General features: G+C 49.3%; 27 protein-coding genes. 15 read left to right on the forward strand and 12 right to left on the reverse strand.

Annotated features, from left to right (window positions below; translation table 11 throughout):
- The first annotated feature begins 161 nt into the window (after window positions 1–161).
- From rpsF to BRW63_RS08480, 4 genes are all read left to right on the forward strand, one after another.
- Window positions 162–494 carry a 30S ribosomal protein S6 gene (rpsF, locus tag BRW63_RS08465; protein ID WP_073070455.1) on the forward strand — a complete coding sequence of 111 codons (333 nt, stop codon included), beginning with the start codon at window positions 162–164 and terminating at the stop codon, window positions 492–494.
- A 98-nt stretch (window positions 495–592) separates the two neighbouring features.
- Window positions 593–1,594 carry an NAD(P)/FAD-dependent oxidoreductase gene (locus tag BRW63_RS08470; protein WP_073070456.1) on the forward strand — a complete coding sequence of 334 codons (1,002 nt, stop codon included), beginning with the start codon at window positions 593–595 and terminating at the stop codon, window positions 1,592–1,594.
- A gap of 16 nt (window positions 1,595–1,610) precedes the next feature.
- Window positions 1,611–2,162, forward strand: a complete 552-nt coding sequence (locus tag BRW63_RS08475; protein WP_073070457.1) for an Npun_F5560 family protein — start codon at window positions 1,611–1,613, stop codon at window positions 2,160–2,162.
- Window positions 2,155–2,895, forward strand: coding sequence for a hypothetical protein (locus tag BRW63_RS08480; protein ID WP_219898516.1), 741 nt, complete (start codon window positions 2,155–2,157; stop codon window positions 2,893–2,895). The genes BRW63_RS08475 and BRW63_RS08480 overlap by 8 nt, the downstream gene beginning before the upstream one ends.
- On the opposite strand, the gene BRW63_RS08485 is transcribed toward BRW63_RS08480, so the two are convergent.
- Entirely contained in the window at window positions 2,892–3,257 is a 366-nt protein-coding gene (locus tag BRW63_RS08485) for an STAS domain-containing protein (protein ID WP_073070458.1), read from the reverse strand. The genes BRW63_RS08480 and BRW63_RS08485 overlap by 4 nt on opposite strands.
- A gap of 354 nt (window positions 3,258–3,611) precedes the next feature.
- Here BRW63_RS08485 and BRW63_RS08490 point away from each other — a divergent pair, with 354 nt between their 5' ends.
- Window positions 3,612–4,274: a DedA family protein gene (locus BRW63_RS08490; RefSeq protein ID WP_073070459.1), complete on the forward strand. Its 663-nt coding sequence runs from the start codon at window positions 3,612–3,614 to the stop codon at window positions 4,272–4,274.
- A gap of 143 nt (window positions 4,275–4,417) precedes the next feature.
- On the opposite strand, the gene BRW63_RS08495 is transcribed toward BRW63_RS08490, so the two are convergent.
- A complete protein-coding gene (locus tag BRW63_RS08495; RefSeq protein ID WP_073070460.1) occupies window positions 4,418–5,620 on the reverse strand; it encodes an argininosuccinate synthase in 1,203 nt (400 codons plus the stop codon).
- Between the two features lie 129 nt (window positions 5,621–5,749).
- On the opposite strand from BRW63_RS08495, the gene BRW63_RS08500 reads away from it, so the two are divergent.
- The 4 genes from BRW63_RS08500 (at window position 5,750) to tsf (ending at window position 9,348) form a co-directional block, all read left to right on the forward strand.
- Window positions 5,750–6,709: a glycosyltransferase family 2 protein gene (locus BRW63_RS08500; RefSeq protein WP_073070461.1), complete on the forward strand. Its 960-nt coding sequence runs from the start codon at window positions 5,750–5,752 to the stop codon at window positions 6,707–6,709.
- A gap of 24 nt (window positions 6,710–6,733) precedes the next feature.
- A complete protein-coding gene (locus BRW63_RS08505; protein ID WP_223257327.1) occupies window positions 6,734–7,648 on the forward strand; it encodes an SMP-30/gluconolactonase/LRE family protein in 915 nt (304 codons plus the stop codon).
- Between the two features lie 168 nt (window positions 7,649–7,816).
- Window positions 7,817–8,605: a 30S ribosomal protein S2 gene (gene rpsB / locus BRW63_RS08510; protein WP_073070463.1), complete on the forward strand. Its 789-nt coding sequence runs from the start codon at window positions 7,817–7,819 to the stop codon at window positions 8,603–8,605.
- Between the two features lie 83 nt (window positions 8,606–8,688).
- The gene (gene tsf / locus BRW63_RS08515; protein ID WP_073070464.1) at window positions 8,689–9,348 is read left to right on the forward strand and encodes a translation elongation factor Ts; all 660 of its coding nucleotides are present in this window, start codon (window positions 8,689–8,691) and stop codon (window positions 9,346–9,348) included.
- A gap of 198 nt (window positions 9,349–9,546) precedes the next feature.
- On the opposite strand, the gene BRW63_RS08520 is transcribed toward tsf, so the two are convergent.
- The 9 genes from BRW63_RS08520 to BRW63_RS29500 all read right to left on the reverse strand — a co-directional run bounded on the left by BRW63_RS08520 (window position 9,547) and on the right by BRW63_RS29500 (window position 17,305).
- Window positions 9,547–9,732, reverse strand: a complete 186-nt coding sequence (locus BRW63_RS08520; protein WP_073070465.1) for a type II toxin-antitoxin system HicB family antitoxin — start codon at window positions 9,730–9,732, stop codon at window positions 9,547–9,549.
- A gap of 70 nt (window positions 9,733–9,802) precedes the next feature.
- Entirely contained in the window at window positions 9,803–10,237 is a 435-nt protein-coding gene (locus BRW63_RS08525) for an ATP-binding protein (RefSeq protein ID WP_073070466.1), read from the reverse strand.
- Window positions 10,238–10,239: 2 nt separating this feature from the next.
- Window positions 10,240–11,913, reverse strand: a complete 1,674-nt coding sequence (locus tag BRW63_RS08530; RefSeq protein WP_223257328.1) for a SpoIIE family protein phosphatase — start codon at window positions 11,911–11,913, stop codon at window positions 10,240–10,242.
- 132 nt (window positions 11,914–12,045) lie between these two features.
- Window positions 12,046–12,609: a hypothetical protein gene (locus BRW63_RS08535; RefSeq protein WP_073070468.1), complete on the reverse strand. Its 564-nt coding sequence runs from the start codon at window positions 12,607–12,609 to the stop codon at window positions 12,046–12,048.
- A gap of 73 nt (window positions 12,610–12,682) precedes the next feature.
- On the reverse strand, window positions 12,683–13,480 hold the full coding sequence (locus BRW63_RS08540) for a PIN domain-containing protein (RefSeq protein WP_073070469.1): 798 nt from the start codon (window positions 13,478–13,480) through the stop codon (window positions 12,683–12,685).
- Window positions 13,481–13,562: 82 nt separating this feature from the next.
- Window positions 13,563–15,047, reverse strand: coding sequence for a site-2 protease family protein (locus tag BRW63_RS08545; protein WP_073070526.1), 1,485 nt, complete (start codon window positions 15,045–15,047; stop codon window positions 13,563–13,565).
- A 140-nt stretch (window positions 15,048–15,187) separates the two neighbouring features.
- On the reverse strand, window positions 15,188–16,651 hold the full coding sequence (locus BRW63_RS08550) for a tetratricopeptide repeat protein (protein WP_073070470.1): 1,464 nt from the start codon (window positions 16,649–16,651) through the stop codon (window positions 15,188–15,190).
- Window positions 16,652–16,764: 113 nt separating this feature from the next.
- Window positions 16,765–17,013, reverse strand: a complete 249-nt coding sequence (locus BRW63_RS08555; RefSeq protein ID WP_073070471.1) for a Ycf34 family protein — start codon at window positions 17,011–17,013, stop codon at window positions 16,765–16,767.
- A 166-nt stretch (window positions 17,014–17,179) separates the two neighbouring features.
- A complete protein-coding gene (locus BRW63_RS29500; RefSeq protein WP_262983529.1) occupies window positions 17,180–17,305 on the reverse strand; it encodes a hypothetical protein in 126 nt (41 codons plus the stop codon).
- 43 nt (window positions 17,306–17,348) lie between these two features.
- Between BRW63_RS29500 and BRW63_RS08560 the strand changes: the two genes are divergently transcribed.
- Together BRW63_RS08560 and BRW63_RS08565 are read left to right on the forward strand one after the other, a co-directional pair.
- A complete protein-coding gene (locus tag BRW63_RS08560; RefSeq protein ID WP_073070472.1) occupies window positions 17,349–18,683 on the forward strand; it encodes a tRNA nucleotidyltransferase/poly(A) polymerase family protein in 1,335 nt (444 codons plus the stop codon).
- Window positions 18,684–18,857: 174 nt separating this feature from the next.
- A complete protein-coding gene (locus BRW63_RS08565) occupies window positions 18,858–19,049 on the forward strand; it encodes a hypothetical protein (RefSeq protein WP_068818557.1) in 192 nt (63 codons plus the stop codon).
- A 110-nt stretch (window positions 19,050–19,159) separates the two neighbouring features.
- On the opposite strand, the gene BRW63_RS08570 is transcribed toward BRW63_RS08565, so the two are convergent.
- Window positions 19,160–20,290 carry an NAD(P)/FAD-dependent oxidoreductase gene (locus BRW63_RS08570; protein ID WP_219898515.1) on the reverse strand — a complete coding sequence of 377 codons (1,131 nt, stop codon included), beginning with the start codon at window positions 20,288–20,290 and terminating at the stop codon, window positions 19,160–19,162.
- Between the two features lie 66 nt (window positions 20,291–20,356).
- Between BRW63_RS08570 and BRW63_RS08575 the strand changes: the two genes are divergently transcribed.
- From BRW63_RS08575 to mazE, 4 genes are all read left to right on the forward strand, one after another.
- Window positions 20,357–21,199, forward strand: coding sequence for a YaaW family protein (locus BRW63_RS08575; protein ID WP_073070473.1), 843 nt, complete (start codon window positions 20,357–20,359; stop codon window positions 21,197–21,199).
- A gap of 14 nt (window positions 21,200–21,213) precedes the next feature.
- Window positions 21,214–22,491 (forward strand): O-antigen ligase family protein, encoded by a 1,278-nt coding sequence (locus BRW63_RS08580; protein WP_223257329.1) that lies wholly within the window; start codon window positions 21,214–21,216, stop codon window positions 22,489–22,491.
- A 129-nt stretch (window positions 22,492–22,620) separates the two neighbouring features.
- Window positions 22,621–22,863 (forward strand): hypothetical protein, encoded by a 243-nt coding sequence (locus tag BRW63_RS08585; protein WP_073070475.1) that lies wholly within the window; start codon window positions 22,621–22,623, stop codon window positions 22,861–22,863.
- A gap of 23 nt (window positions 22,864–22,886) precedes the next feature.
- Entirely contained in the window at window positions 22,887–23,111 is a 225-nt protein-coding gene (gene mazE / locus BRW63_RS08590; RefSeq protein WP_073070476.1) for a type II toxin-antitoxin system MazE family antitoxin, read from the forward strand.
- The last annotated feature ends 35 nt before the right edge of the window (window positions 23,112–23,146 follow it).

Consider the following 23,146-nt stretch of genomic DNA (forward strand, 5'->3'; position numbering starts at 1 on the left):
GAATCAGTCAGCCGGATTGCTGAAAAATTGATATAGAATTGTAAGTCCTTGCTTTTTTAATGATTGGTCAATAGAGCCGCGCATCCAGTGTTGACTAACACGATTCGCCAAATTTGAGCAGCCACCCAAAAAGCCCATTGTCCATAAGGAAAAAACTAGTCATGAACTATATCTATGAAACCATGTACATTCTTCGTCCTGATATCGGTGACGAAGCCGTAGAAGCTGCGATCGAGAAGTATCAGAATATTCTGAAGGAAAACGGCGCAGAAATCATCGAAACCCAACACCGCGGCAAGCGCCGTCTGGCATACGAGATTGCCAAACAGCGCGAGGGAGTCTATGTTCAGATGAACTATCAGGGCGACGGCAGCCAAGTTGCCCCCCTAGAGCGGGCAATGCGCCTTAGCACTGAAGTTATTCGCTACATGACCGTCAAACAAGAAGTGCCCAAAGCAGAGCCTGAGATTGAAACTGAGCCTGCTGAGGTCTAGAGGTCAGAGCTAGGCTTAGAGGTAGGGGTCTTTGTTGACGTTAGGGGGCTGTGATAGCTCCCTATCTTGTATTCACCTAGTTTTATTAAGTCACGCCTATGAAGCTCTCACGGAAAAATCTAGACCAGCGTCTCGATCGCCTTTATGATGCCATCGTCGTTGGTGGCGGCGCAGGTGGGTTGTCGGCCGCTCTTTATCTGCAACGATACCGTCTTTCGACCTTAGTAATTGAGAAAGGTCGCGGTCGATCGTTCTGGATGCAGGATATGCGAAATTATTTAGGGTTGCCCCCCACCACGCCCGGACGCGCCATCCTTCAACAGGGGCAAGAGCATCTTCTCTCTCTAGACGGTGACTATTTACCCGGTTTTGTCGAAGATGTCCAAGATGAAGGAGACACCTTTGCAGTCAAGGTCAAAGTTGGTAAAAAAGACAGCACCTATCCCGTGTTTCGCTCCAAATACCTGGTTGCCGCTAGTGGGTTAATTGACCATTTGCCCCAGCTAGACGACATGCAGAATGTTTATGACTATGCGGGATATAACCTGCACGTCTGCATGATCTGTGATGGTTACGAGATAGGAGACACAAAATGCGGTCTGTTTGTGAACACAGAAGCCGCGATCAACACGGCTTTTGTGCTGAATTGGTTTACGCCTTATATCACCGTATTTACGCAAGGGTTGTGTGAAGTCGGGAAAGAGATGCGCGAAAAGCTCCAGGCGCATGGCTATCCGTTGGTCGAAACGCCCATTCGACGCTTTTTAGGACACGATCACCACATGACGGGCGTTCTGCTAGAAGACGATTCGACAGTAGAGCTTGAAAACGGACTGGTCGCGATGGGTTCCCACTTCTTTAACCAATACTTAAAGGGGCTAGATTTAGAGTGGAAAGGGGGAAATTTGGTCACAGATAGTATGTGTCGCACCTCTCACCCCAGAGTTTTTGCCTTAGGAGACCTAAAAGAGGGCGTAAATCAGGTATCAATTGCGGTTGCAGATGGTACATTAGCGGCAACTGCAATTTGGCGTGATATTCGTCGCGCCTCTCCTCCCCGTCTCTGGGAAGAAAATCTCAAGCAAACCACCCATTCATAACGGAGTAACTGAGTAAGTGACCCAAGCTGATATCCCCCCGGTTCAATCACTGCAAGTCGAGGTTGTGCGTTTGCAAGAAGAATTGCAGATGCGCGACCAACTCGTCCAGCAGCTTTCTCAAGAGCTGTTCCGGCTCGTCAAAGGCAATGCTGCTGCCGTGCCAGCGTCCGATATTTCATCTGAGCGTCACTTAGAAGAAATGCGGGCACTGCGAGAGCAACTGCACAACGTTGAGCAGCAGGTTACGTTCTATCAAGAGCAGATTTCTGAACGAGATGGCGAGATTTATCAACTGCGGCAGTCGGTGCAAGAATTGACCGATCGGGCGCGAATGTTAGAGCAAGTTGTGCAAGAGTTGCCCAAGATCTATAAGCAAAAATTTGCCGAGCGGATGGCTCCGGTGCGTGAAAAAGTTGCGTCGGTGCAGCGAGAAAATCGCCAGCTTCATGCCGAGTTGCAAAGCGTCAGCTACCGTTTGGCGGTGAGAACTCGTCGCACCTCTCATCTAGATTTACCGAGCTTTCCTCGTGAAGGTGACGTTTCGCTGCCTAGCTTTGGCAATGCCTAAAGTTTTAATCGTGACTGATGAGGAGTCCGATTTGCTGGGTGAAGCCTTGAAACAGGCAATTCTTATGCCCTCTGTCGCTCCTCACACTCAAAACTTAAGCGGCACCGAGGAATCACCCTCCTCTCGAACTGAGGTGGCTATCCAAGTTGACTGTGAGGTAGAGATAGAAACGATCGCCCGTCTTCAGCAAAAGTTGACGAACGGTACAATTTGCTTAGAAGACATTTTGTTATGTCCCCTCACTTTGGATATTCCAGTTTCTCTAGAATTTCCTCAAAGGGGCATTTATCAAGACTGTCGCGATGTGCTAGAGCTGCGGCAACGGGTGGAGAAAGATTTGCACTCCTTTACGGGGGAAGGGAACTTTTGGCTGCCGATCGTGCTCACTTCAAAGGGCGCACTTTACGCTGAGGCGATCGCATCGGCTGATCCACTCAGCTATCTCCAACCCTTTCACCTGCCCGATCGATATCGTCAGCCACTTTATGAATTAGGGCAGCGTTTATTAAAGTTGGTCTCAGCCACGCCTTCTACTTATTTAATGCAGTTTGGGTTTGCCGGGGAAACAGTTTTCTTCGATCGGCTATTCCCGTTTCCGGCGACACCTGCGATCGCGAGTCTCAACATTCAGCTACCCAATTTATTCGCCTGTCATTGGCACTGCTTAACCAACACGCCGATTTTAGACTTAACGATCGCTCCAGCAAGTGAATACCGAGTTTTTCAACCCTAAGCAACTTCTAAAGCTGGAATGATTGATTCTGGAATGATAAGAGCAGTCAGCAAAACATCATAGCTCTCGAAGATATCAAAGGCCCGATCGAGTTGAGTAATTTCAAAGATCAGTTGTGCCGAGGGGCGTAAACTGCAAAGAACAAGACGGGCGTTCGATTCTCTAGCAAGCTCTAACCCACTGATCAGGGCAGACAAACCAGGGCTGTCGATAAACTCCACTTCTGAGAGGTCAATGACCCAAATCTTATAGCGTCTAGGAGCGATCGTTTCAAGCTGTTGCTGAAGCCGCTCTCCACCTTGTAGGTCTAAGCGACCTTGGGGCTGAAGTCGAATCTCCTCAATTTGTCCTCTAGAAATCATAAACTCGTTCCTAATAATGATTTCGTTGGTCTGAGTAACTATAGTTAGCTGTTTTAAACGTACGCTGATGCTTTGGGACAAGGACAGCGAAGGTTTTTCAGATAATTAAGTAGATTTACTTAAACACTTGCTACAACTATAAAGATTAGATTCCCGGACAAAGCCTGATTCTTCTAAAGTTTTACGGAATCTTCATTTTGGAATCGGTTACACTTCAATTCAATAAAAAGTCTTCTTCCAGACTATAAAATCAAAAATTCTATCTAAGACCAGAGAATTCCAATTTTTGGGATTGACGGATTTATAGAATCAAGTCAAGATCGACGTAGGTTAAGCTTTGTAAAGGTTGTTGGTATGTCACTCGACTTCATCTCGCCAGAAGCTATTCAGGAAGTTGCCCAACAGTATGGCTACTGGGCGATCTTTTTAGGAATTTTGTTAGAAAACTTGGGGTTGCCGATTCCTGGCGAAACGGTCACGTTAGCTGGAGGATTTTTAGCTGGAAACGATCAGCTTAACTACTGGCTAGTTTTAGGGGTTGCCGCAGCAGGTGCGATCGTAGGCGGTCACTGTGGGTATTGGATTGGTCGCTATGGTGGCTGGGCAATGTTGCTGAAGGTGGGTCGCCTGTTTCGGATGAGTGAAGAGCAGCTAGAAAAGTTGCGATCGCAGTTCAGCGAGAATGCCGGAAAAGCCGTTTTGTTTGGTCGCTTTATTGCCCTACTGCGAATCTTTGCAAGTCCGTTGGCTGGCATTGCTGAGATGCCCTACTGGAAGTTTATGGGCTATAACGTCGCTGGGGCGTGTGCTTGGGCATCGGTGATGGTGTCACTGGCATTCTTTGCGGGTCAAGTGGTGCCGTTAGAGAAGCTGATTGGACTGGCATCACAGTTTACGATCGTCGCCCTCCTAATCGTCATTGCCTGGATTGTGGTTCCGCTCTGGCTAGAATCTCGCAAGGCAAAACAAGAAGCCGTGGCTGTGGTAGATCAGCAACCTGCGAGTGACGGTGAATAGTTTTTGAATTTGAACAAAAAAGGGGCGATCGCCCCAAAGAACCGTGAATTAAATAAAGCCAGAATTTGCGTAGGGGCATGGCACTGCCGTGCCCTTGATCATTGCAAGTACCGATATGATTTAATCCACGATCCTAAAAACGTTTACGTCCGCAGGTTTTGTGACCAGACGCGAGTTGGCAACCCCCAAACGTAGATAAAACCTTCAGCCGCTCTGTGGTCAAACTTATCGTCAGACCCGTAAGTTGCCAATTCGGGCGTGTACAGGGTTTTGCTGGATTGGCGACCCACGATCGCTGCATTTCCCTTAAACAGTTTGACGCGCACCGTTCCCGAAACTCGCTCCTGGGTTTGGTGAACAAACGCATCTAGTGCCCCTTTGAGTGGACTGTACCAAAGACCGTTGTAGACCAGATTGGAGTAAGTTTCTTCGATCCCCCGTTTGTATTGGGTCACATCTTTAGTTAAGGTCAAGCTTTCCAAATCGCGGTGAGCATGAATCAGCACTAACAGCGCCGGAGCTTCATAAATTTCCCGTGATTTGATGCCGACTAAGCGATTTTCCATCATGTCAATGCGACCAAATCCGTGATCCCCAGCTTTTTTATTTAACTGAGTGATCAGATCGATCGGATTCAGCATCTCGCCATTGAGACTGACAGGAATTCCTTTCTCAAAGCCAATCTCAACATATTCTGGCTCGTTAGGCGTGTCGGCGATCGCCTTCGTTAACTCAAAAACTTCCTCTAAGGCTTCCGTCCAGGGATCTTCAAGCGGGCCGGCTTCGATGCTGCGACCTAAAAGATTACGATCGATGCTGTAGGGCGAAGATTTCTTCACCGGGGAAGGAATGCCGAATCGCTCTCCGTAAGCGATCGTTTCCTCGCGGCTCATGCCCCATTCTCGTGCGGGTACGAGGACTTTTAGATCGGGATTGAGGGCGGCGATCGCGACATCAAATCTCACTTGGTCATTACCTTTTCCCGTGCAGCCGTGAGCGACCGCATCGGCTCCATATTCAGCCGCCGCTTCGACGAGCAATTTGGCGATTAAAGGACGAGCCAGCGCGGTAGAGAGCGGATAGCGATTTTCATAAAGCGCATTTGCTTGAATTGACGGAAAGGCGTAATCTTTGACAAAACTCTGGGTAGCGTCAATTACCAGAGATTGAGACGCACCAGACTTTAGGGCTTTTTCGCGGATTGGCTCTAATTCGTCCCCTTGACCGAGATCTGCTGCCAGTGTGATCACTTCTTCAACGCCCCATTCCTGTTTGAGGTAAGGAATGCAGACAGACGTATCAACTCCACCCGAATATGCTAGGACAACCTTATTAGCACGACCCATGAATTTTCTCAATTGGTAGTAACGATTGACGATACATTATCTATCGAATCTGTGCCAGGTTATGTCGGGAGTTGCACAGAATTGTGAGCCAAAAAGAGATACTGATAACGTCCCGTGTGCAGGAAAGCCGTGTTTTTTAGTGTCGTGATTCCGACTTACGATCGCCAGCCGATTTTGGAGAAGTGCTTAAAAGCCTTAGAAAATCAGCAGTCGAGCAGTCTTTTTTCTGACTACGAAATTGTGGTAGTCGATGATGGCTCGACTGATGGAACGGTCGAGTGGCTGCAATCTGACTCGGCAAAGTTTCCTCATGTGAAGCTGTTTTGTCAAAATCATCAGGGTGCGGCGGCGGCTCGAAATCTCGGTGTCGAAAAAGCGATCGGTGACACGATCATTTTCATCGACAGCGATCTAGTTGTTACAGAAGTGTTTCTTCGTGCTCATGCAGAAGCGCTTGATCAGGGTCAAAAAGAATTGGGAAGCGATGCCTCTGGCACAGGCTCAGAGCCTGCTCGCTTATTTACTTACGGGCGAGTCATCAACACCTGCAATTTTGACAATCCGACCGCAGAGCCTTTTAAGGTGACGGATTTTTCAGCCGCCTATTTTGCGACGGGGAACGTAGCGATCGCCCGTCACTGGCTCGAAAAAGCGGGACTGTTTGACGTAGGCTTTCAACTCTACGGCTGGGAAGATTTGGAGTTAGGAGTCCGGTTGAAGAAATTGGGATTAACGCTGATCAAGTGTCCCGATGCGGTCGGCTATCATTGGCATCCGCCATTTTCTTTAGAACAAATCCCCGACATGATTGACAAAGAAATTCAGCGCGGTCGGATGGGTGTGTTGTTTTATCAAAAACACCCGACTTGGGACGTGAAAATGATGATTCAAATGACGTGGATCAGTCGAGCGCTGTGGGAAGGACTGACGATCGGAGGTCGCCTCAACGAACGCACGATGGCTCCTCTGATCCAATGGCTGATTCAACAAGGCAAACCCCAACTCGCCGAGCAAGTCGCCCGCATTTTTCTAAACTGGTATACCGTTCGCGCCGTGTATGATGCCTATGCAGAATCTCAGCAGAGATAGATCTTTAAGATCAGGAGTTCCGTCTTGAGTAATCCACAGCTTCCGCCCATCTTTGACCATACTCCGAAGGCGATCGTGTCCGATTTCCTATTCGCTGAGTTTCCCGTCAACACGTTTCTAGAAAACATTGCGATCAACGCGATCGGCACTCTTTTCGTCACGAGCTACGAAGATGGGATCATTTACGAAATCAGTCCGACTGGACAACAACGCGAATTTGCCAGAGTTGACGGCAAAACTGCGGGAATCGCCTTTGATAAAGAGGGTAATCTTCTCGTCTCAGGGGCAACCAGTCAGGGAGTTTCAGCCGTCTTTAGAGTGGCTCAGAGCGGAGTTGAGACCCTGGTGACGATCGCCGACGCAATTTTTCTCAACGGCATGACTCATCTGATGGACGATCGCTATCTGATCGCAGATTCTTATCTCGGTGCCATTTGGGAATTTAATGCCACCCAAAAATCAGCAAAAGTCTGGTTAGAACATGATCTGCTCGATCGGCGAAGTCTTGAAAACCCGATCCCCGCAGTCAACGGATTGAAGATTTTCCAGGGAATTCTCTATGCCTCAAATACGCAATATCAGCATTTAGTTCGCATTCCCATCAGCTCAGATGGCAATCCTGGTACGCCAGAAATCTTTGTGCAAAACGCCAACATTGATGATTTTGCGTTTGATGTGCAGGGCAATTTGTATGGAACCACTCACATCTATAACAGCGTGGTGCGAATTGCGTCTGATGGCACGATCACGACGATCGCCGCAGTCGAGCAAGGCATGACCGGAAGCACCGCCTTAGCCTTTGGTCGAACTGAGGGCGATCGCACTTCAATTTACGTCACCACAAATGGAGGAATGTCGCTGCCGCCCAAAACCGGAGTTCAGCCTGCAAAAGTCGTTCGACTAGAAGTCGGTGTCGAGGGACTGGCAGTGACTCCTTGAAGGTGGGCGATCAAGGCTGCTACTCCAGTCTTTCAGCTTCCTCAACACGCCTCTAATTGTGCTATCCTAGTAAAGTTGTTTCAACCCACACATCCAGGATTTCGGGTGTTTCAAACTTCATTGAAACTCACCTGGGTGGAGGATTAACCCGAATCAGGAGTAAAAAGAATGCCAGTTGTTTCGTTGGCTCAAATGCTTGAGTCTGGAGTCCACTTCGGGCACCAAACCCGTCGCTGGAATCCCAAGATGGACCCGTACATCTACACCGCGCGCAATGGTGTGCATATCATTGACTTGGTGCAAACCGCCCAGTTGATGGACACCGCCTACAACTATGTGCGTACCGCGTCTGAGCAAGGCAAAAAGTTTCTGTTTATTGGCACCAAGCGCCAAGCCGCCGGAATTGTCGCTCAAGAAGCGTCTCGCTGTGGGGCTTACTATGTCAACCAGCGCTGGCTCGGCGGAATGCTGACCAATTGGGCGACGATCAAAACCCGCGTCGATCGCCTCAAAGATCTTGAGCGTCGCGAAGAAACGGGCGCAATGGATATGTTGCCCAAAAAAGAAGCCGCAGTCTTGCGACGGGAACTCGACAAACTTCAGAAATATCTCGGTGGCATCAAAGCCATGCGGAAGGTTCCTGACATCGTTCTGATTGTGGATCAAAAGCGGGAATATAACGCCGTTCAAGAATGTCTGAAGTTGAGCGTTCCGATCGTCTCGTTGCTTGACACCAACTGCGACCCGGATGTGGTAGACATTCCTATCCCAGCGAATGATGATGCGATCCGCTCGATTAAGCTAATAGTAGGTCGGTTGGCAGATGCGATCTACGAAGGTCGTCACGGTCAACTCGACGACGAATATGACTACGAAGGCGCAGACGACGAATACGAATACGACGAAAGCGAAGCCTTCACACCTGAAGAAGCGGCAGAACCCGCCGCCGCAGAATAACTCGACCCGTTACAGCCGTTAGTCGTGGGTGTCTAACCACTAGCGGCTGACGGCTAACCACTCGTTGATTAGGGAAAGGCAAGATGGCAGACATTTCGGCAAAGATGGTCGGTGAACTGCGCCAAAAAACGGGCGCAGGCATGATGGATTGCAAAAAAGCACTCCAGGAAAACAATGGTGATTTAGAAAAAGCCTCAGAATGGCTGCGGCAGAAGGGAATCACGTCTGCTGGCAAAAAAGAAGGCAGAGTTGCGGCTGAAGGATTAGTCGATAGCTACATTCACACAGGCGGACGGATTGGCGTTCTCGTTGAAGTCAACTGTCAGACTGACTTTGTGGCTCGCAACGAAGCGTTTCAACAACTCGTGAGAAACGTAGCGATGCAGGTGGCGGCGTGTCCGAATGTTGAGTATGTCAAAGTTAGTGACATTCCTGAAGAGATCGTGAATAAAGAGAAAGCGATCGAGATGGGTAAAGATGACCTGAGCGGCAAAAAAGAAGAACTTAAAGAGAAGATCGTTCAAGGTCGGATCGATAAGCGTCTAAAGGAAATGTGCTTGCTTGATCAGCCCTACATTCGTGACCAAAACATCACCGTTGACGAGTTGGTCAAGCGCAACGTCGCTCAACTTGGCGAAAACATTCAAGTGCGTCGGTTTGTCCGGTTTGTATTGGGTGAAGGCATTCAAAAAGAAGAGACTGACTTTGCGGCAGAAGTTGCGGCTCAAACAGGTCAGAAATAGATGTTTTGAATCTATCAATTAAGCCTTTGTCGCCATTTCAATAGACTGTAATTTTGTAGAGACGTGATTTGTTGCGTCTCTACATTTTTTTAGCGAAACTGCAAGTTAAAAGTACGTCAGTTCGACAGAAGCGGTTTGCTCCGATTGTGAATTCGGGAAGCCGCTGACAACGAAGCAAAAAACCTCGTCGAACTGACGTTAAAAGTAAGGAACTGGCTCTCCGTAGGCATCTAAACTCTCTAGATACGCTGCTATTGCTTCTTTAATGTTTTCAATCGCTTCTGCACGAGTTTGACCTTGAGAGATGCACCCAGGTAATGTTGGCACCTCTGCAACATACATTCCATCTTCGTCTGCCTCGATCAGAACACGGTATTTTCCCATCACTATTACCTTAAGTTTTGGATCATCAATTATTGCTCATTATATTTGAGGTCTCTTGCATTCCTACGCACTAATCCGAAGCTTCCATCGCCTCTACTAAATTCGCTTCCAGCTTTAGACAATTGCGCCCATCAACCTGCAAGCGATATTCCACCTTATCCATCAATCGATTTAAGATCAGCCAGCCATAGCCGCTTTCTTGCTTGTCTTCTGGGCACGGAGCCAAATAGGTTGAAAGATCATACCCTTGCCCATAGTCCCAAATTTCTAGCGCTAGATCTCGGTCTTTCACCTCTAAGCGAATCAGCACCGGAAGATGAGGACGATCGCGGTGAGCGTGTCGCACCACGTTAGAATAAGCCTCGACCAGAGCCAAACGCAGACGATTTGACTGTCGCGCCCAATCTACCCGATCGCCAAACTCGATTTCTAGACTTCCTAGAAGCCAACCTTCAACAACGCTTAAAAACTGCAAAGTGCTGGGAATGTGAAGTTCAGTTCTCATCGTTAAAGAACCTCCAGGGATAGAATCGTCTGATCATCTTCCTGAATAGCATTGTGTGATTGGATACGGGCTAAAAGGTGATTTAGATCTAAGCATTCCCGTTCTTGAAGGAGTAATTGCCAAAGTCCTATTTCTTTGAGCATTGAGCTACCCTTGCCCCCATTAGTTGGGGTGTGACCCGTCAAATCTTCAGAAGGAACTATCGCTTCCGTAATGCCATCACTAGTCAGCAGCAGCACTTCTCCAGAGTGGAGCGTGAGATTTCCGGCGATCGCGTTCCACTCAGGCAAAATTCCTAACGGCACCCCCCGCACTTTGAGATAAATCGGCTCTACCACAGCTTGCTCTGATTGAGAAGCACCTGTCTGTCTTGCCCAAACCACTGGGTAAATGTGCCCAGCGTTGGCATAAACTAACTGCTTGTCGATCGGCGAATAGCGCGCTAAAACCATCGTGATAAAGCAGTTTGTGCTAACCAGATCTTGCGAGAGAATGCTGTTGAGGTTCTGCATCACCACGTTTGGCTCAGGGGGAGTTTCTTGAGACAGTTCTCGCCTCAGCACAGAGATAGCGCTTGCCATAAACAATGCCGCCGGAACGCCTTTTCCCGATACATCACCAACTGCCAGCCATACATCGCCTTGAGGATGCTGGTAGACCTCAAAAAAGTCTCCTCCTACCTCTCGTGCTGGGTGACAGCAGGCTTGAACTTTAACGGTTTCAAGGATGGGTAACGTCTGTCTCAGCAAATTGGTTTGAATTTGACGAGCAACCGCTAACTCTGCTCGAATTTGTTCGGCTTGTTTCTGGGTTCGCTGATAAAGTTTTGCCTGAGAAATCGCCAGAGCCGCCTGTTCTGCAACACCTTCTAGAAGTTGAATATCCTCTTTTGACCAGGGAGGGTGAAACAAGTCAGCACCCGCCTGCTCACTGCTGCCTTGGTAGAAAGAGAGAATTGCTAACAATTCTTGCTGATAGGTTAACGGCACCACAAGACGCATATCGGCATCTTTGGGCGATTGACCAACCTGAGTTTTGCGAGTTTTTAGTGCCGCTTGCACCATCGGGTCTTGGCGATCGCGCTCCTCACTGATTGGCTCACAGTCTGCCAAGCAGTAGAGCAATGATTCTGCCACAATGCTCTTTCCTTCAACGGGGTGCAGCACACAGTGACTTGCGCCAAAGGTTTGCCCCAGAGTTTCGACGATCGTTTGCAGCATACTGGGATAGTCGAGCGACTCGCGAATCGCAGTCGTGACCGCATTAAATAGCGATTCTCGTCGGAGCGCGCGCTGCAAATCGGCGGTTCTCTGTTTCAACACGCCATAGGTTTCTGCCGCCTGCTCAATGACGACTTGAAGCTGCTGAGGCTTCCACGGTTTGGTGATGTACTTGAAGACTTTTCCGGCGTTGATCGCATCGACCAAATCTTCGACATCGGTATATCCCGTCAAGACAATCCGAATCGTGTCAGGAAAGCGATCGACTGTTTTGCTTAAAAACTCGGTGCCCAACATTTCCGGCATTCGCTGGTCGGAGATGATGATTGCCATCTCACCCTGCTGATCGAGAATTTTGAGGGCGGCGATCGCGCTGGTTGCCCTGACCACCTCAAAATCGCGTCGAAACGTGCGATAAAGCAGATCCAAGTTATCTGGCTCATCGTCCACAATCATTAACTTAAGCTTAGGTTTTGTCTCTCGTCCCATGCGATCCTTCACTCCAGGGTTGTCGGCACTTCTAACTAGCCCAAGGTGCCCTGATCTCCGTGAAACTAACGGGTTTGTGAGGATTTGAAACCGATCGCGTTATTGTTTCGCTGCGAGTTGATTCCAGGCTTGAAGGATGATTTTGAGAGAGGACGGTAGCTCAGACTGAATGATGTCGGCATATTGCACAGTGCCCGCATGACTAGAGGCCGTCACCATGAAGAAGTCTGCGGAGCCTGGATGGGCGGGATAGCTAAGACGATCGAAGGGTTTGATATGAGTTTTCACCAATTTCTCAAACCGCCGCACTCGTTGGGGAGACAGCCGAATCGCTATGATCTCAGACTTGCTGCCATCGCGATTGATCCGACTGCGAATCAGTTGCCCGTTTTTGAGCAGGAGCGTTTCATAGGTTAATCCGGCAAAGCCTCCGCTAGAGATCGTCTGAAAGACGACGTTTGCTTTGATTTTAGGTAAGGGCTGACTGAGCGGAATTTGAACAGGCTGAATGCTGCCATTTGTTGCAGTGCCCTGCCAAATTTGAAGCGATTGAAACAGCGGAGTCGCGGCAGCGTTCTGCCCGAGCGGGACTCCAGTGACCAACGATAAGGCACCGACTAAAACGATCGCGGCAAATAGTTTAGCTGAACGGCTGAAAAACATTGCAAAAAAGTCTTCATGACTGAGGTGGATACAGTCAGAGACGGTCTTGAGCCAAGGGCAAGTTCCGGGATTATTATTTTTGCATTGAAGGAATCTCAGGCAGGGTGGGCAGATTTCGCTGTCGTAAGAATTGGTTAAAGCTTTTGGGTTGAACAATATACCAAATAATGCTGAGAGCGATCGCCACCGCAACGAGGGTAGACACGCCAGACCCAATCTGATGAAACGTGCTGGGATGATTATAAAGCGGCTGAACAGGGCGCACTTTCGGTTGAGGCTCTCTCAGGGGTCTAGGAGCCACTTTGGGCAGCGAGGAAGATGTTTGCAGACGGCGAGGAGTCGTCATCCCGCTGACTGTGACTGTGTTCGATCGCATTGCTTGCAGGTGTTGAGCTACGATCGGAGGCCTGCGACCGCTACGACTCCAAATCAACATGGCTGACACGGGCACTCCGCTGAGATTTGCTACGCCCAAGCTCTGAACCCGTTTCAGCAAAGGCTGGTCATTAGAAATCAAAACCACGAGCCGACCTGGACTGTTACGCGCAAACCCATAGGCACACTCCGAGACTGCCTGAGCTAATCGAGCGCGTTTGCTCATATTCTGCCCATCACTAGGCTGAAGTGAGGGATGAAGCGCCCCTACCCCAGTAAGTTGCCAGTTACTTTCTGCAAAAAAGCGGCAAAACTCTTTGGCAGTATGCTCATGGTTGCGTTCAATTCCAATCTGACTTAACGCCTGGATTTCTTGGTAGACCAATTGGGGCACATAGCAATTACCCAGTCGTGTAAACTCTTGCCACTCTCGCGGCTTACTCACTAGCAGCGCGCTCAAATCGAGCAGCAGCAAAATGGGAGGTAGATCTGACATAGATTTCAGGAAGATGCGAAAAGGAAAGACCAGCGAGAATTTCCGTAAACGGACAATGCACCCTATATCTACGATAGTGTAATCACCCACCAATTCCCAATCGCCCTGCCAAACTTGGGGTTAGCGGTAACAAAATAGTAATCATTAGAAACAGTGCAAGCAAGCCCAAGGCGGCTCGTGTGTCATCGGGTTCTGACAACTCGTTGAGGCTGGGTCGCTCTAAATTGCGCTGCAAAACTAAAATCACGATCGCCCAATAAAGCGCCAGTGGGTTGACGAGAGACGCGATCGCTAACACCACGATCGTGGCGGCGGTGGTTCGCCCAGCCGTTTTGCGCCCATAAATTGCCTGCACAATTCTGCCGCCATCGAGTTGTCCGGCAGGCATAAGATTAATCGCGGTCAAAATTAGCCCTACCCAGCCCAAGATCGTGAGCGGATGAACGGCAACACTGGTTTGCTGAAGTGCCGTTCCTAAAATCACTCGTGCCACAGTGCCGACGAGAATTGACCCCTCAAAAAATTGGGTTGGCAGCTTAAATAGACTGCCTTCGTGAGACAGTAACAATCCCGTAATCAACATCGTTAGTGAGACTATGCCCCCCGCAGCCGGCCCCGCAAACGCAATATCAAACAGCGCCGATCGGTTAGGCAACAGCGACTCAAATCGAGTAATGGCACCAAACGAACCAATCTGCCAGGTTGGAATGAAATAGGGAAAACTCAGCCGAACCTTGTGGCGACGCGCCAGCAGCCAGTGCCCCAATTCATGAACGCCCAAAACGGTGAGAATGCCGAGTGCGATCGGCAGCACTTCTCGAAATCGTTCTAGCGAATTGTAGAAGTCAAATTCCAGCAAAAACCCAGCGGTTTCTAGACAGGTGGCGATCGTCGCAATTAACAGCACTCCTGCTAGAATCTTCTGCGCCAGCGTTGCGGGCTTGGGATCGTTGGTGCTGGGCAAAACCACGACGACGGGTCTGCTTTCTTGACCTTCGACCAAAAACAGGCGATAACGATCGTCCAATCGCTCCTTCAAACTTGCAGAGAGTCGCGCAAAGGTAGGTTCTATCTCGCCGCGCAGATTGCCTTTAAAAATCGCGCCTTCTTGATAGGGAATGGTTTCGGTGGCAAAAAATGTGTCGATGCCAAAAATTCCTTGAATCGCTTTGAGATCCTCTGCGGGAATGGGCAGCAATTCAGGCTTCTCGGCAGAGTCTAACTCAGGCAGTTGAGCTATCTCTGAACTCGGTGGCTCAGGCTGAGAATCGAATGCGTCACCCTTGATTTTTGTGACTGTCGCTCGTTGAGATTCTTCTTGAGCGACTGCCCGAAGTCTGCGCCCAATGACAATATAGAGTCCTGTAGAGGCGACAAACAGCAGCAAAACGCTCACCAAGTTGAGGTAGATGCCCAAGGTTGTCAAACCAAAGAAAAACAGCCAGGGAGCCATCAACACCACCGATTGCAACCAGGCAAGAATTCCTAGTTTGCCAAAAGGTTTAGCTCGATAATATCCCCAGCCCAGAATTCCTAGCGCAACCAACACAGTTATTGCAGTAATCATCTCCCAACCCTTGTAAGCATTGCTTACCTCGATCGAACCACAAACGCCCTGCTGATGAAGTTGAAAGGTCTTCAAAAACAGGACGCTGTTAGATCTACTCTATCGAAGTTAGGGTTTTCTGAGCCATTGCCCGCAGGATTCTAGCGGCTGTTTATTTGATTGATTTGCTTGAGCGTGTTGCGATAGCCGTCTGCTTGACCCTGTTGTCGATAAAGGTCGCCTGCTTGGCGCAAATCGGCGATCGCGTCGCGTTGGTTGCCCAGCTTCGCCAGCAAGACACCCCGATAATAGTGAGCGTCTGCCACACGCGCATCAATGCGAAGGGTTTGAGAAAAATCTGCGATCGCGCCTCTTGTATCGCCCAGATCCATTTTTGCCTTGCCCCGATTCTCATAGGCTTTGGCATCTTCAGCATTGAGGCTAACCGCTTGGCTATAGTCAGCGATCGCGCCTTGACGATCGCCTAAGTGCGATCGCGCATCGGCTCGACTCGTGTAAGCAGACGCAAAATCCGGCTGCACTTGCACTGCCTGGTTATAGTCATTGAATGCGCCTTGTTTGTCTCCAGTCGTCGCTAACAAATCGCCTCGACTCTTGAGCGCTTCGGCATAGTCGGGTTTGAGCTTGAGCGCCTGGTTATAGTCGGCGATCGCGCCTTGAGGGTTTTCGAGCGCCGCTTGCACTTGACCTCGTTGTAAAAAGACTTCTGGCTTGTCAGGGTTTAGCTGGGCAACTTTTGTAAAGTCTGCTTGGGCGGCTTCCAGATTGCCTAGCTTAGACTGAGCTAACCCGCGATTGTAGTAAGCAGAGACATAGTTAGGGTTGAAACGAATTGCCTGGCTAAAGTCTGCAACTGCCGCGTTATCGTCATCAGTTTGATGGTGAAGCGTGCCTCGACTGAGATAAGCCTCGGCGTAGTTAGGCTGAAGTTTAATGGCTTGGTTGAAGTCATTGAGCGCCGATTGTCGATCGCCTTTATTAAGAGAGACAAACCCACGATTCAGCAAAGCAGGCGCATAACTAGGCTGGAGCCGCAGCGCTTGATCAAAATCAGCGATCGCGCCTTCTGCATCGTTGGATTGAGAACGTACATAGCCACGATTTACATAAGCTGCTGCCAGAGTGGGGTTTAGCTCCAGAGCTTTGTTTAAATCTGTCATCGCTGCTTCGGCATTGCCAGCGCTGAAGTGAGTGGTGCCTCTTTGGGCATAGGCGATCGCGTCAGAAGGATTAAGTTTGATCGCCTGGTCAAAATCTGCGAGGGCACCGACTCGATCGCCGACGTTTGACCTCGCGACTCCTCGCGCAACGTAACCCTGACTGAAACTAGGATTGATCTGAAGCGCCTGATTGTAATTTTCGAGGGCACCCCGATAATTTGCAGATTTGGCTTTATCTTCCCCTTGACGATAGAACTTCTGCGCGTCCTGTTGAGTTTTAACCGCTTCCGGAAGTTTAGAAGCGTCTGGCTGAGTGGGCGCGATCGGGGCAAACGCTTCAGTTTGAGCAAATGCGGATGAGATATCGACGAGAGACGATGCAAAACTGACAGTCAGGGCGATCGCACAGAGCGTAGATCGCCTGGTAGGACGGAGAAGGTTCATAAATCTAAGTTAGGTTCGGTAGAGGACAGGTATCGATTTTTGCCCTACTGTTCCCAACACTTAAGATTTAATCACTTTTATTAAGTTAAAGATTTGTGTCTTTATTCCAGATGTCAAGTAGGAACGAGTTCTCCAGGGCGCAGTTTTGCCCACTTGCCTTGTTCTTTTTTAAAGCTCAAGCAACCAACTACATCCCATTCCATCTCGATATAGTCGGTACGATCGCGAATGTTGACGTTGATAGTTGGCTCAGTCGCCTCAAAATCTGGCGTTTCGGTGAGGTGCGCCTGCTCGTGCTGGTCTTCTACCGCATGGTAAGTGGTGCAACGGTCTACGTAGTGGCAATTTACGCAAATACACATGATGGTCAATCTCTCTAGATCACTAAAAATTAGAGTGGCGTTCTGACTCTTAGAGACGAATCGGGAATCGAGATGCTTTTCTGTTACTCTAGCTCAGGCGAACGAATTGATCACGAGCTTTCAGGTTGATTTATGTTGCTTGTTTAGAAAGCAGCGATCAATCGGGTTATCTGAGCGATCGAGTCCGAAATGAGTCGATTTCTGCTAAACGCTCACCATTCTTCAATCCTGAATCGTCATACTGAAGATCTGTCGGACAAAAGCTGGTTGCAGTCCGAAAGGTAAGCTTCACAGAGTTGTTTCGTGAGCATTAAATTGTTTGGGATGAGTTTGAATTGAATCACCGTTTAGATTGTTGGCAAGACGTTTTGGTTGCCTCTTCTGCCCTGTCTCCCGAAACTTGGCCCTTTAGCCTCTCCTGGCTACCACCCTCTGCCTGTTTAGTTGGAGGGACTGTTCGCGATGCGCTGCTCGATCGCCCTTCTGACTATCTCGATTTAGATTTTGTGCTGCCGACAGGCGCTGTTGAGACCGCCCAAGCGATCGCTCGTCACTATCGAGCCGGGTTTGTCTTACTGGATGCCGATCGCCAAATTGCCAGAGTCGTTTTTGAGCAAGGGACGGCAGATTTTGCCCAGCAGGTTGGCTCTAGTTTAGATGCAGATTTGCGGCGACGCGACTTTACGGTGAATGCGATCGCCTACAATCCGCACACCGCTCAACTGCTCGACCCGCTGCAAGGTCACGCTGACCTCAAACGCGGGCTGCTGCGGATGGTGTGTGCCGAAAACCTCGCAGAAGACCCATTAAGACTGCTGCGCGCTTATCGTCAAGCTGCCCAGCTAGGGTTTTCGCTAGAGCCAGAAACTCGGACTATCATTCGACAGTTGGCTCCCAAACTGCGGCAGATTGCAGCAGAACGAGTGCAGTCTGAATTGAATTATTTGCTGAGTAGCGATCGCGGAACGTTTTGGCTCACGGCAGCATGGCAAGATGGGCTGCTGCAAGATTGGTTCCCCAGTGCTGATACCCAAAGTTTGACGCGGCTGCTCGGAATTGATCAAACGACTGTGATCTTTCAAGAAACCCGGACTGAGTTTGCAACCGAATTGTTTCGCAACATTCGGGGTGGAGCGCAATCCAATTCAAGCCAACCTGAACCCAAAGCCTCTGGATCGGCTCGAACATGGTTGACGATCGCCAAGTTAGCCAGCCTATTAGACTCTGACCCGCAACTGGCAGAAGCGCAGCTATGGCGCTTAAAATACAGTCGTGCCGAAATTCAGGCGGTCAGCACGGCGCTTAGGGGATTGCCCCAATTGTGTGCCAAGCCGTTGCTGGAGTGGACGTTAGCAGAGCAATATTTCTTCTTCAGAGAAGTGGGCGCGACGTTTCCAGCATTGGCAATTTTAGCGATCGCCGCCGGGACTCCTTTAGAAGCAATTACGGCGCTAATCACACGATTTTTGAACGCTGATGATCCGGTTGCTCATCCGATGCCATTACTAACTGGGCAAGACCTAATGAGCGCCCTAAACTTGTCTGCCGGGCCGCTGATCGGCCAACTGCTTGCGGCTCTCCAGTTGGCGCGGGCAGAAGGCAAGGTTACAAATCGTAAAGACGCACTAGTGCTAGCCGCAGACTTGTTGAAACAGAAGGCAACCGAATGATAAGATTGTTTGCTGAGAAGAATTCATAATTCTGAGATAACCTGTAGTCTGAATGACCTTCCAGGTTATGTTAGAGTGATTCTCTAACTCTTTTTTCTGAGGGCTAAATCGAGTTCTCAGCAATTACGATCGTTATTGACACCATTCGCTAATAGATGTCTCCAAGGGGTAAACATGGCTAAACGCCGCAACCAAAAGAAAGAAAAAGCTCTCCGCAACCAGGCTTATGCTCGTAAGTTTCGTAAACGCACCAACACCGGGCGCATGACGAGAGGAAGACGCTACGACAGCAACCGCATGGATGACGCTGAGGGCGATCAAGAAGGCGCAGGCGGCAGGGGCAACGAAGGCGCTGCTGACGTTTAGAGATTTAGAGTCAAATCAATATTTAGAAGGGTTGCGTGTTCAACAAGGTTGTTCCCCTCTTCTGAGTTATCCCCAAGCCGTCATGGTTTGGGGACTTTTAATGGGCAAATTTAGGCGATCGTCTCCCAAAAGTTTTCTACTAGCGATCGTGATTGCAGTTGAGAATTGATTTGAGCCGATGTCGCCAACCCTGCCAAAAAAGCGCTTTCGACTCGGTTTCCCCTACACCAATCCCCAGTCAAAAGCAGCGGCGATCGAATATTTGCCGTCAGAAACTTCTCAGCCAGAGGATTAATGGGAAACGCATAGCGCCAGCGATGAACTTGCAGAATTTCGGGCGACTTAAGCCAGGGTGCCAACAAGTCAGCGGCTCTGTCTAAAAGCGTTTGTCCGATAGATTGAAGATCACTGGCTTCTAAATGACGACTTGCAAACGCCGCCGTGCTTTGAACGATCACAACGCGCTGAGAAGGCGAGTTTTGCTTGGTGCTATCTAAACCTACCCACCCGATCGCAGGGTCGTGGGCACAAGTTACCGCTTTCCAGGGTAAGGCTGACTCGTTTTGTTGGGGTGAATAGACCGCGATCGCGCTGATGCAAGCAGAAAATTGGATTGATCGCAGACGAGTTAAAAGTGTTTCAACATCTGCAACAGGTTCTAACAGAGTCAACGCTTGCGGAGCCGGAATTGCGCTGACGATCGCCGATGCGGTTAAGCTTGCTGGGTTTGTGATCGGTGTCCTTTCATCAGGCTCAAACTGCAATGCCCAGCCCTGATCAATTAGATGAATCGCTTCGACTCGTTGATTAAGCCAGATATTGAGTCCGGTGGCGAGAAACTTGGCGATCGTCGAGATTCCGGTCGGAGACGCATAGCGAGGAGCGTGATCAGGCGGTTCGATCAGTTGACCCTCTGCATCAAGTTCGTGAATCGTGTCAGTCCAGACTTGTAGGATCGATCGCTCAAGCAGTTTTTCAACTAGCGCTTTGAAGCGATCGTCCTTTGGCTTCAAATAGCACACGCCATGATCGGCGTGAGTGCCCTGCAACCGTCGAGTCGCTAACCGCCCCCCCAATCCACGAGATTTCTCAACGACAACCACCTTATATCCAGCCTGTTGAAGTTGTTGAGCACAGGTCAGACCTGCTACCCCTGCGCCAATTACAGCAATATCAAAGTGAGAATCAGCCATTTTAGAAGAGTTTTGAGATTCCTGATGCCGAAATAATTCATAACTCATGACTCCCCCTTCCTACTATGTAGAATGTGGGAGATTGCCATCACTCTGCATTGAAGGAGTTTACGAGTGGACGAACTGAGAGCCGCGTTAGAGTTAGCGACCGAGGATGAGTTACGGGATTTAACCGAAATATTGTTCCGTCCCAAGTTTAACCCGTTAGATTATGTCAGCACGCCTGACCCGATCGCGGTGCAGAGTCAAGATCGCGACGATTGGCTGGATGCGATCGATCAGCGATTTCGCTATTTAGCTGCTGATGGAGTCACGGTGCTGCGTCGTCAAACGGGTCAGGTGAGCTATCGCCAGGTTTTGATTCAAGTCTGTCGCTATTTAAAGCTGCCTTATGCTGGCTCAATGTCTACCACTGATCTGGAAGCCGAAATCTTTCTTAGCGTACTCAACCGCGCCTGGAAACAACTGCCCGCTTTAGAAAAGACTGCTCTAACGCGACGGGTACAGCGATCGATCGCCCAATCCACTTTAGCGAGTCAATTGCCTCTCTCAGTTCAGAACGATCCGCTGAAGCTAATTTTAAAAGGCAGCGGTGCGATCGCCATTAGTTCCTTAGTGCGCCCAATGCTGTTGCAGCACGTTGCCCGCCAGTTTGCGCTGCATTTTGCCAGTTATCAAGTGGCAAAAGAAACCCTCGCTCAGGGTGGAATCGCAGCGGCAGGTCAGTTTCAGAACTATGTGTCGATGCGGATGGCGCGGCATGGCATGGCGGTGAGTGCGGCGAGATATGGCGCGGCTCGAACGGTGTTTGCGGTGGCGGGTTCGGCAATGTGGGCGTGGTTTCTAGCAGATTTGGGGTGGCGATCGATTTCGACTAATTATGGTCGAGTAATTCCGACGGTGTTTGCGGTGGCACAAATTCGGTTAACGCGTTCTGAGTGTTTTGAGGCGATTTGAGAAAGATTTTGAACGTGATTCGACTTCAAGATCATCCCGATCGGGCACTGCAAAGGCACTGGAACGTCATTCAAGTTGGATTATTTCTGCTGCCTTTTAGCGCGTTTTTGGGCTGCGTTGCCTTACTAGTCACATCGCTGGATATTTGGAGACGACAGCATAAATCTTTAATTCGTCAGCCTCTCAATCTCGGATTTTTAGGGCTAGGCGTTTGGCTGTTTGTCACCGCTTGCTTTGCCTTCGATCGCGAGAATGCCTTTCTAGGGTTATTCAACTTTCTGCCCTTTTTTATCGTTTTCCCGGCTTTGGGTGTGTTGATTCAGACTCCCGCTCAACTGCGACGCATTGCCTGGACTCTCGTTCTCACCTCAATCCCGGTGACGCTGATTGGCTTGGGGCAACTCTACTTAAATTGGGGCGGACATCCTTCTCTGCTGTGGGGTTTGATTGAATGGACGATCGCACCCACTGGCAACCCGCCTGGACGCATGGCATCGGTGTTTACTTATGCGAATGTGTTAGCGAGCTATTTTGTGGTGGTTTTTGTGTTGGGGCTGGGGCTGTGGGTTGAGTCTGCCAAACAAACTCGGCACTGGTATTTTTTAGGAAGCGTTGTCTTAATCAACACGATCGCGCTCATTCTCACCAACTCTCGGAACGCTTGGGCGATCGCTCTGCTAACTTGTCTTGCTTTTGCGCTCTATCAAGGCTGGCATTGGCTGGTTAGCATTGTTGCCGCGATTGCTGGAGTGATGTTAGGCGCGGCATTTGCACCCCTGCCCTTTCAAACCTGGTTTCGGCTGGTTGTTCCAGCGTTCTTTTGGGCGAGGTTGAACGATCAGATGTATAGCGATCGTCCCGTGGCTCAACTGCGATCAACTCAGTGGAAGTTTGCCTGGTCACTTGCCCAACAACGTCCGCTCACAGGTTGGGGGTTGCGAAACTTTACGCAACTCTATGACGCTCAAATGCATTACTGGCTGGGACATCCTCACAATCTGTTGCTGATGATATCGGCTGAAGCAGGAATTCCAGCGGCGTTATTGTTGTCTGGCTTAGTCGGTTGGGTAATGGCTCAGGGAGTGTTGGCGCTGAGGAATATGGATAGCGATCGGCTAATCTATTTCACGTTTCTGATGGCGTTTTCTGCCTGTGCATTGTTCAGCTTTTTAGATATTACGTTGTTCGATGCCCGGATCAATACGATCGGGTGGGTATTGCTTGCAGGAATTTGGGGAGTCGCCGATCGACATTTGGGTAGAACGAAAGTAACCTCATCGATCGGCAGTTAATAGTCTTTGGTTTCGATTTGGTGTTTGAGTATGAAGTTGTATGTGCAATACGGAGAGGAATTGTCTAGCCAATGGCAAAGGGTTTGTGAATTAGACCTAAAACCTGGCGTTGGATCACATCCACAGTCGATGGCAACTTCTAGAGATGTGCTTGGCCTAAATCCTGAATCTATCGTTTTACCTAATGGTGAACAATTAGAGATTAGTGCTTATTATTCTTTAGGAAATCGAGGCATCAGTATCAACATAGTCGGTAACGACAAAACCCTAATTCAAGTTGGTGGTTTTAAACACAGTGAGACAAGTTATGATCCCAGCGTCATTTTTCTCACACCGAAAGGATTATATCTATCTTTGCTAGTGGGTCAGTAACAAAAATAGGAGCAGGTTGAAGAATGAGTAAGAAAGTCAGTATCACTTTGGATGACGAAGTTCTAGACTTTGTAGGTCAGTTAACAAGCGATCGTGGCAGTTTCATAAACGACATTCTCCCGAAAGAGAAGCAGAGGGGTTTTATGAAGGATCTGGAAGATGCCTACAAGGAGCAGGCTAATGATCCAAAGTTTCAAGAAGAGATATCTACTTGGAATGTCACAATGGACGATGGTTTAGATGCCTAATAGGACATTAGTGAGAAAGCTGTAGGCATTGAACT

The organism is Phormidesmis priestleyi ULC007 (assembly GCF_001895925.1).
Taxonomy (GTDB): Bacteria; Cyanobacteriota; Cyanobacteriia; order Leptolyngbyales; family Leptolyngbyaceae; genus Phormidesmis_A; species Phormidesmis_A priestleyi_A.

Excerpts from the sequence above, each read along its gene's own strand:
- rpsF (WP_073070455.1), top strand. The coding sequence starts at position 162 with ATGAACTATATCTATGAAACCATGTACATTCTTCGTCCTGATATCGGT.
- BRW63_RS08470 (WP_073070456.1), top strand. The coding sequence starts at position 593 with ATGAAGCTCTCACGGAAAAATCTAGACCAGCGTCTCGATCGCCTTTAT.
- BRW63_RS08480 (WP_219898516.1), top strand. The coding sequence starts at position 2,155 with ATGCCTAAAGTTTTAATCGTGACTGATGAGGAGTCCGATTTGCTGGGT.
- BRW63_RS08485 (WP_073070458.1), bottom strand. The coding sequence starts at position 3,257 with ATGATTTCTAGAGGACAAATTGAGGAGATTCGACTTCAGCCCCAAGGT.
- BRW63_RS08490 (WP_073070459.1), top strand. The coding sequence starts at position 3,612 with ATGTCACTCGACTTCATCTCGCCAGAAGCTATTCAGGAAGTTGCCCAA.
- BRW63_RS08495 (WP_073070460.1), bottom strand. The coding sequence starts at position 5,620 with ATGGGTCGTGCTAATAAGGTTGTCCTAGCATATTCGGGTGGAGTTGAT.
- rpsB (WP_073070463.1), top strand. The coding sequence starts at position 7,817 with ATGCCAGTTGTTTCGTTGGCTCAAATGCTTGAGTCTGGAGTCCACTTC.
- tsf (WP_073070464.1), top strand. The coding sequence starts at position 8,689 with ATGGCAGACATTTCGGCAAAGATGGTCGGTGAACTGCGCCAAAAAACG.
- BRW63_RS08520 (WP_073070465.1), bottom strand. The coding sequence starts at position 9,732 with ATGGGAAAATACCGTGTTCTGATCGAGGCAGACGAAGATGGAATGTAT.
- BRW63_RS08525 (WP_073070466.1), bottom strand. The coding sequence starts at position 10,237 with ATGAGAACTGAACTTCACATTCCCAGCACTTTGCAGTTTTTAAGCGTT.
- BRW63_RS08530 (WP_223257328.1), bottom strand. The coding sequence starts at position 11,913 with ATGATTGTGGACGATGAGCCAGATAACTTGGATCTGCTTTATCGCACG.
- BRW63_RS08535 (WP_073070468.1), bottom strand. The coding sequence starts at position 12,609 with ATGTTTTTCAGCCGTTCAGCTAAACTATTTGCCGCGATCGTTTTAGTC.
- BRW63_RS08540 (WP_073070469.1), bottom strand. The coding sequence starts at position 13,480 with ATGTCAGATCTACCTCCCATTTTGCTGCTGCTCGATTTGAGCGCGCTG.
- BRW63_RS08545 (WP_073070526.1), bottom strand. The coding sequence starts at position 15,047 with ATGATTACTGCAATAACTGTGTTGGTTGCGCTAGGAATTCTGGGCTGG.
- BRW63_RS08550 (WP_073070470.1), bottom strand. The coding sequence starts at position 16,651 with ATGAACCTTCTCCGTCCTACCAGGCGATCTACGCTCTGTGCGATCGCC.
- BRW63_RS08555 (WP_073070471.1), bottom strand. The coding sequence starts at position 17,013 with ATGTGTATTTGCGTAAATTGCCACTACGTAGACCGTTGCACCACTTAC.
- BRW63_RS08565 (WP_068818557.1), top strand. The coding sequence starts at position 18,858 with ATGGCTAAACGCCGCAACCAAAAGAAAGAAAAAGCTCTCCGCAACCAG.
- BRW63_RS08570 (WP_219898515.1), bottom strand. The coding sequence starts at position 20,290 with ATGAGTTATGAATTATTTCGGCATCAGGAATCTCAAAACTCTTCTAAA.
- BRW63_RS08585 (WP_073070475.1), top strand. The coding sequence starts at position 22,621 with ATGGCAACTTCTAGAGATGTGCTTGGCCTAAATCCTGAATCTATCGTT.
- mazE (WP_073070476.1), top strand. The coding sequence starts at position 22,887 with ATGAGTAAGAAAGTCAGTATCACTTTGGATGACGAAGTTCTAGACTTT.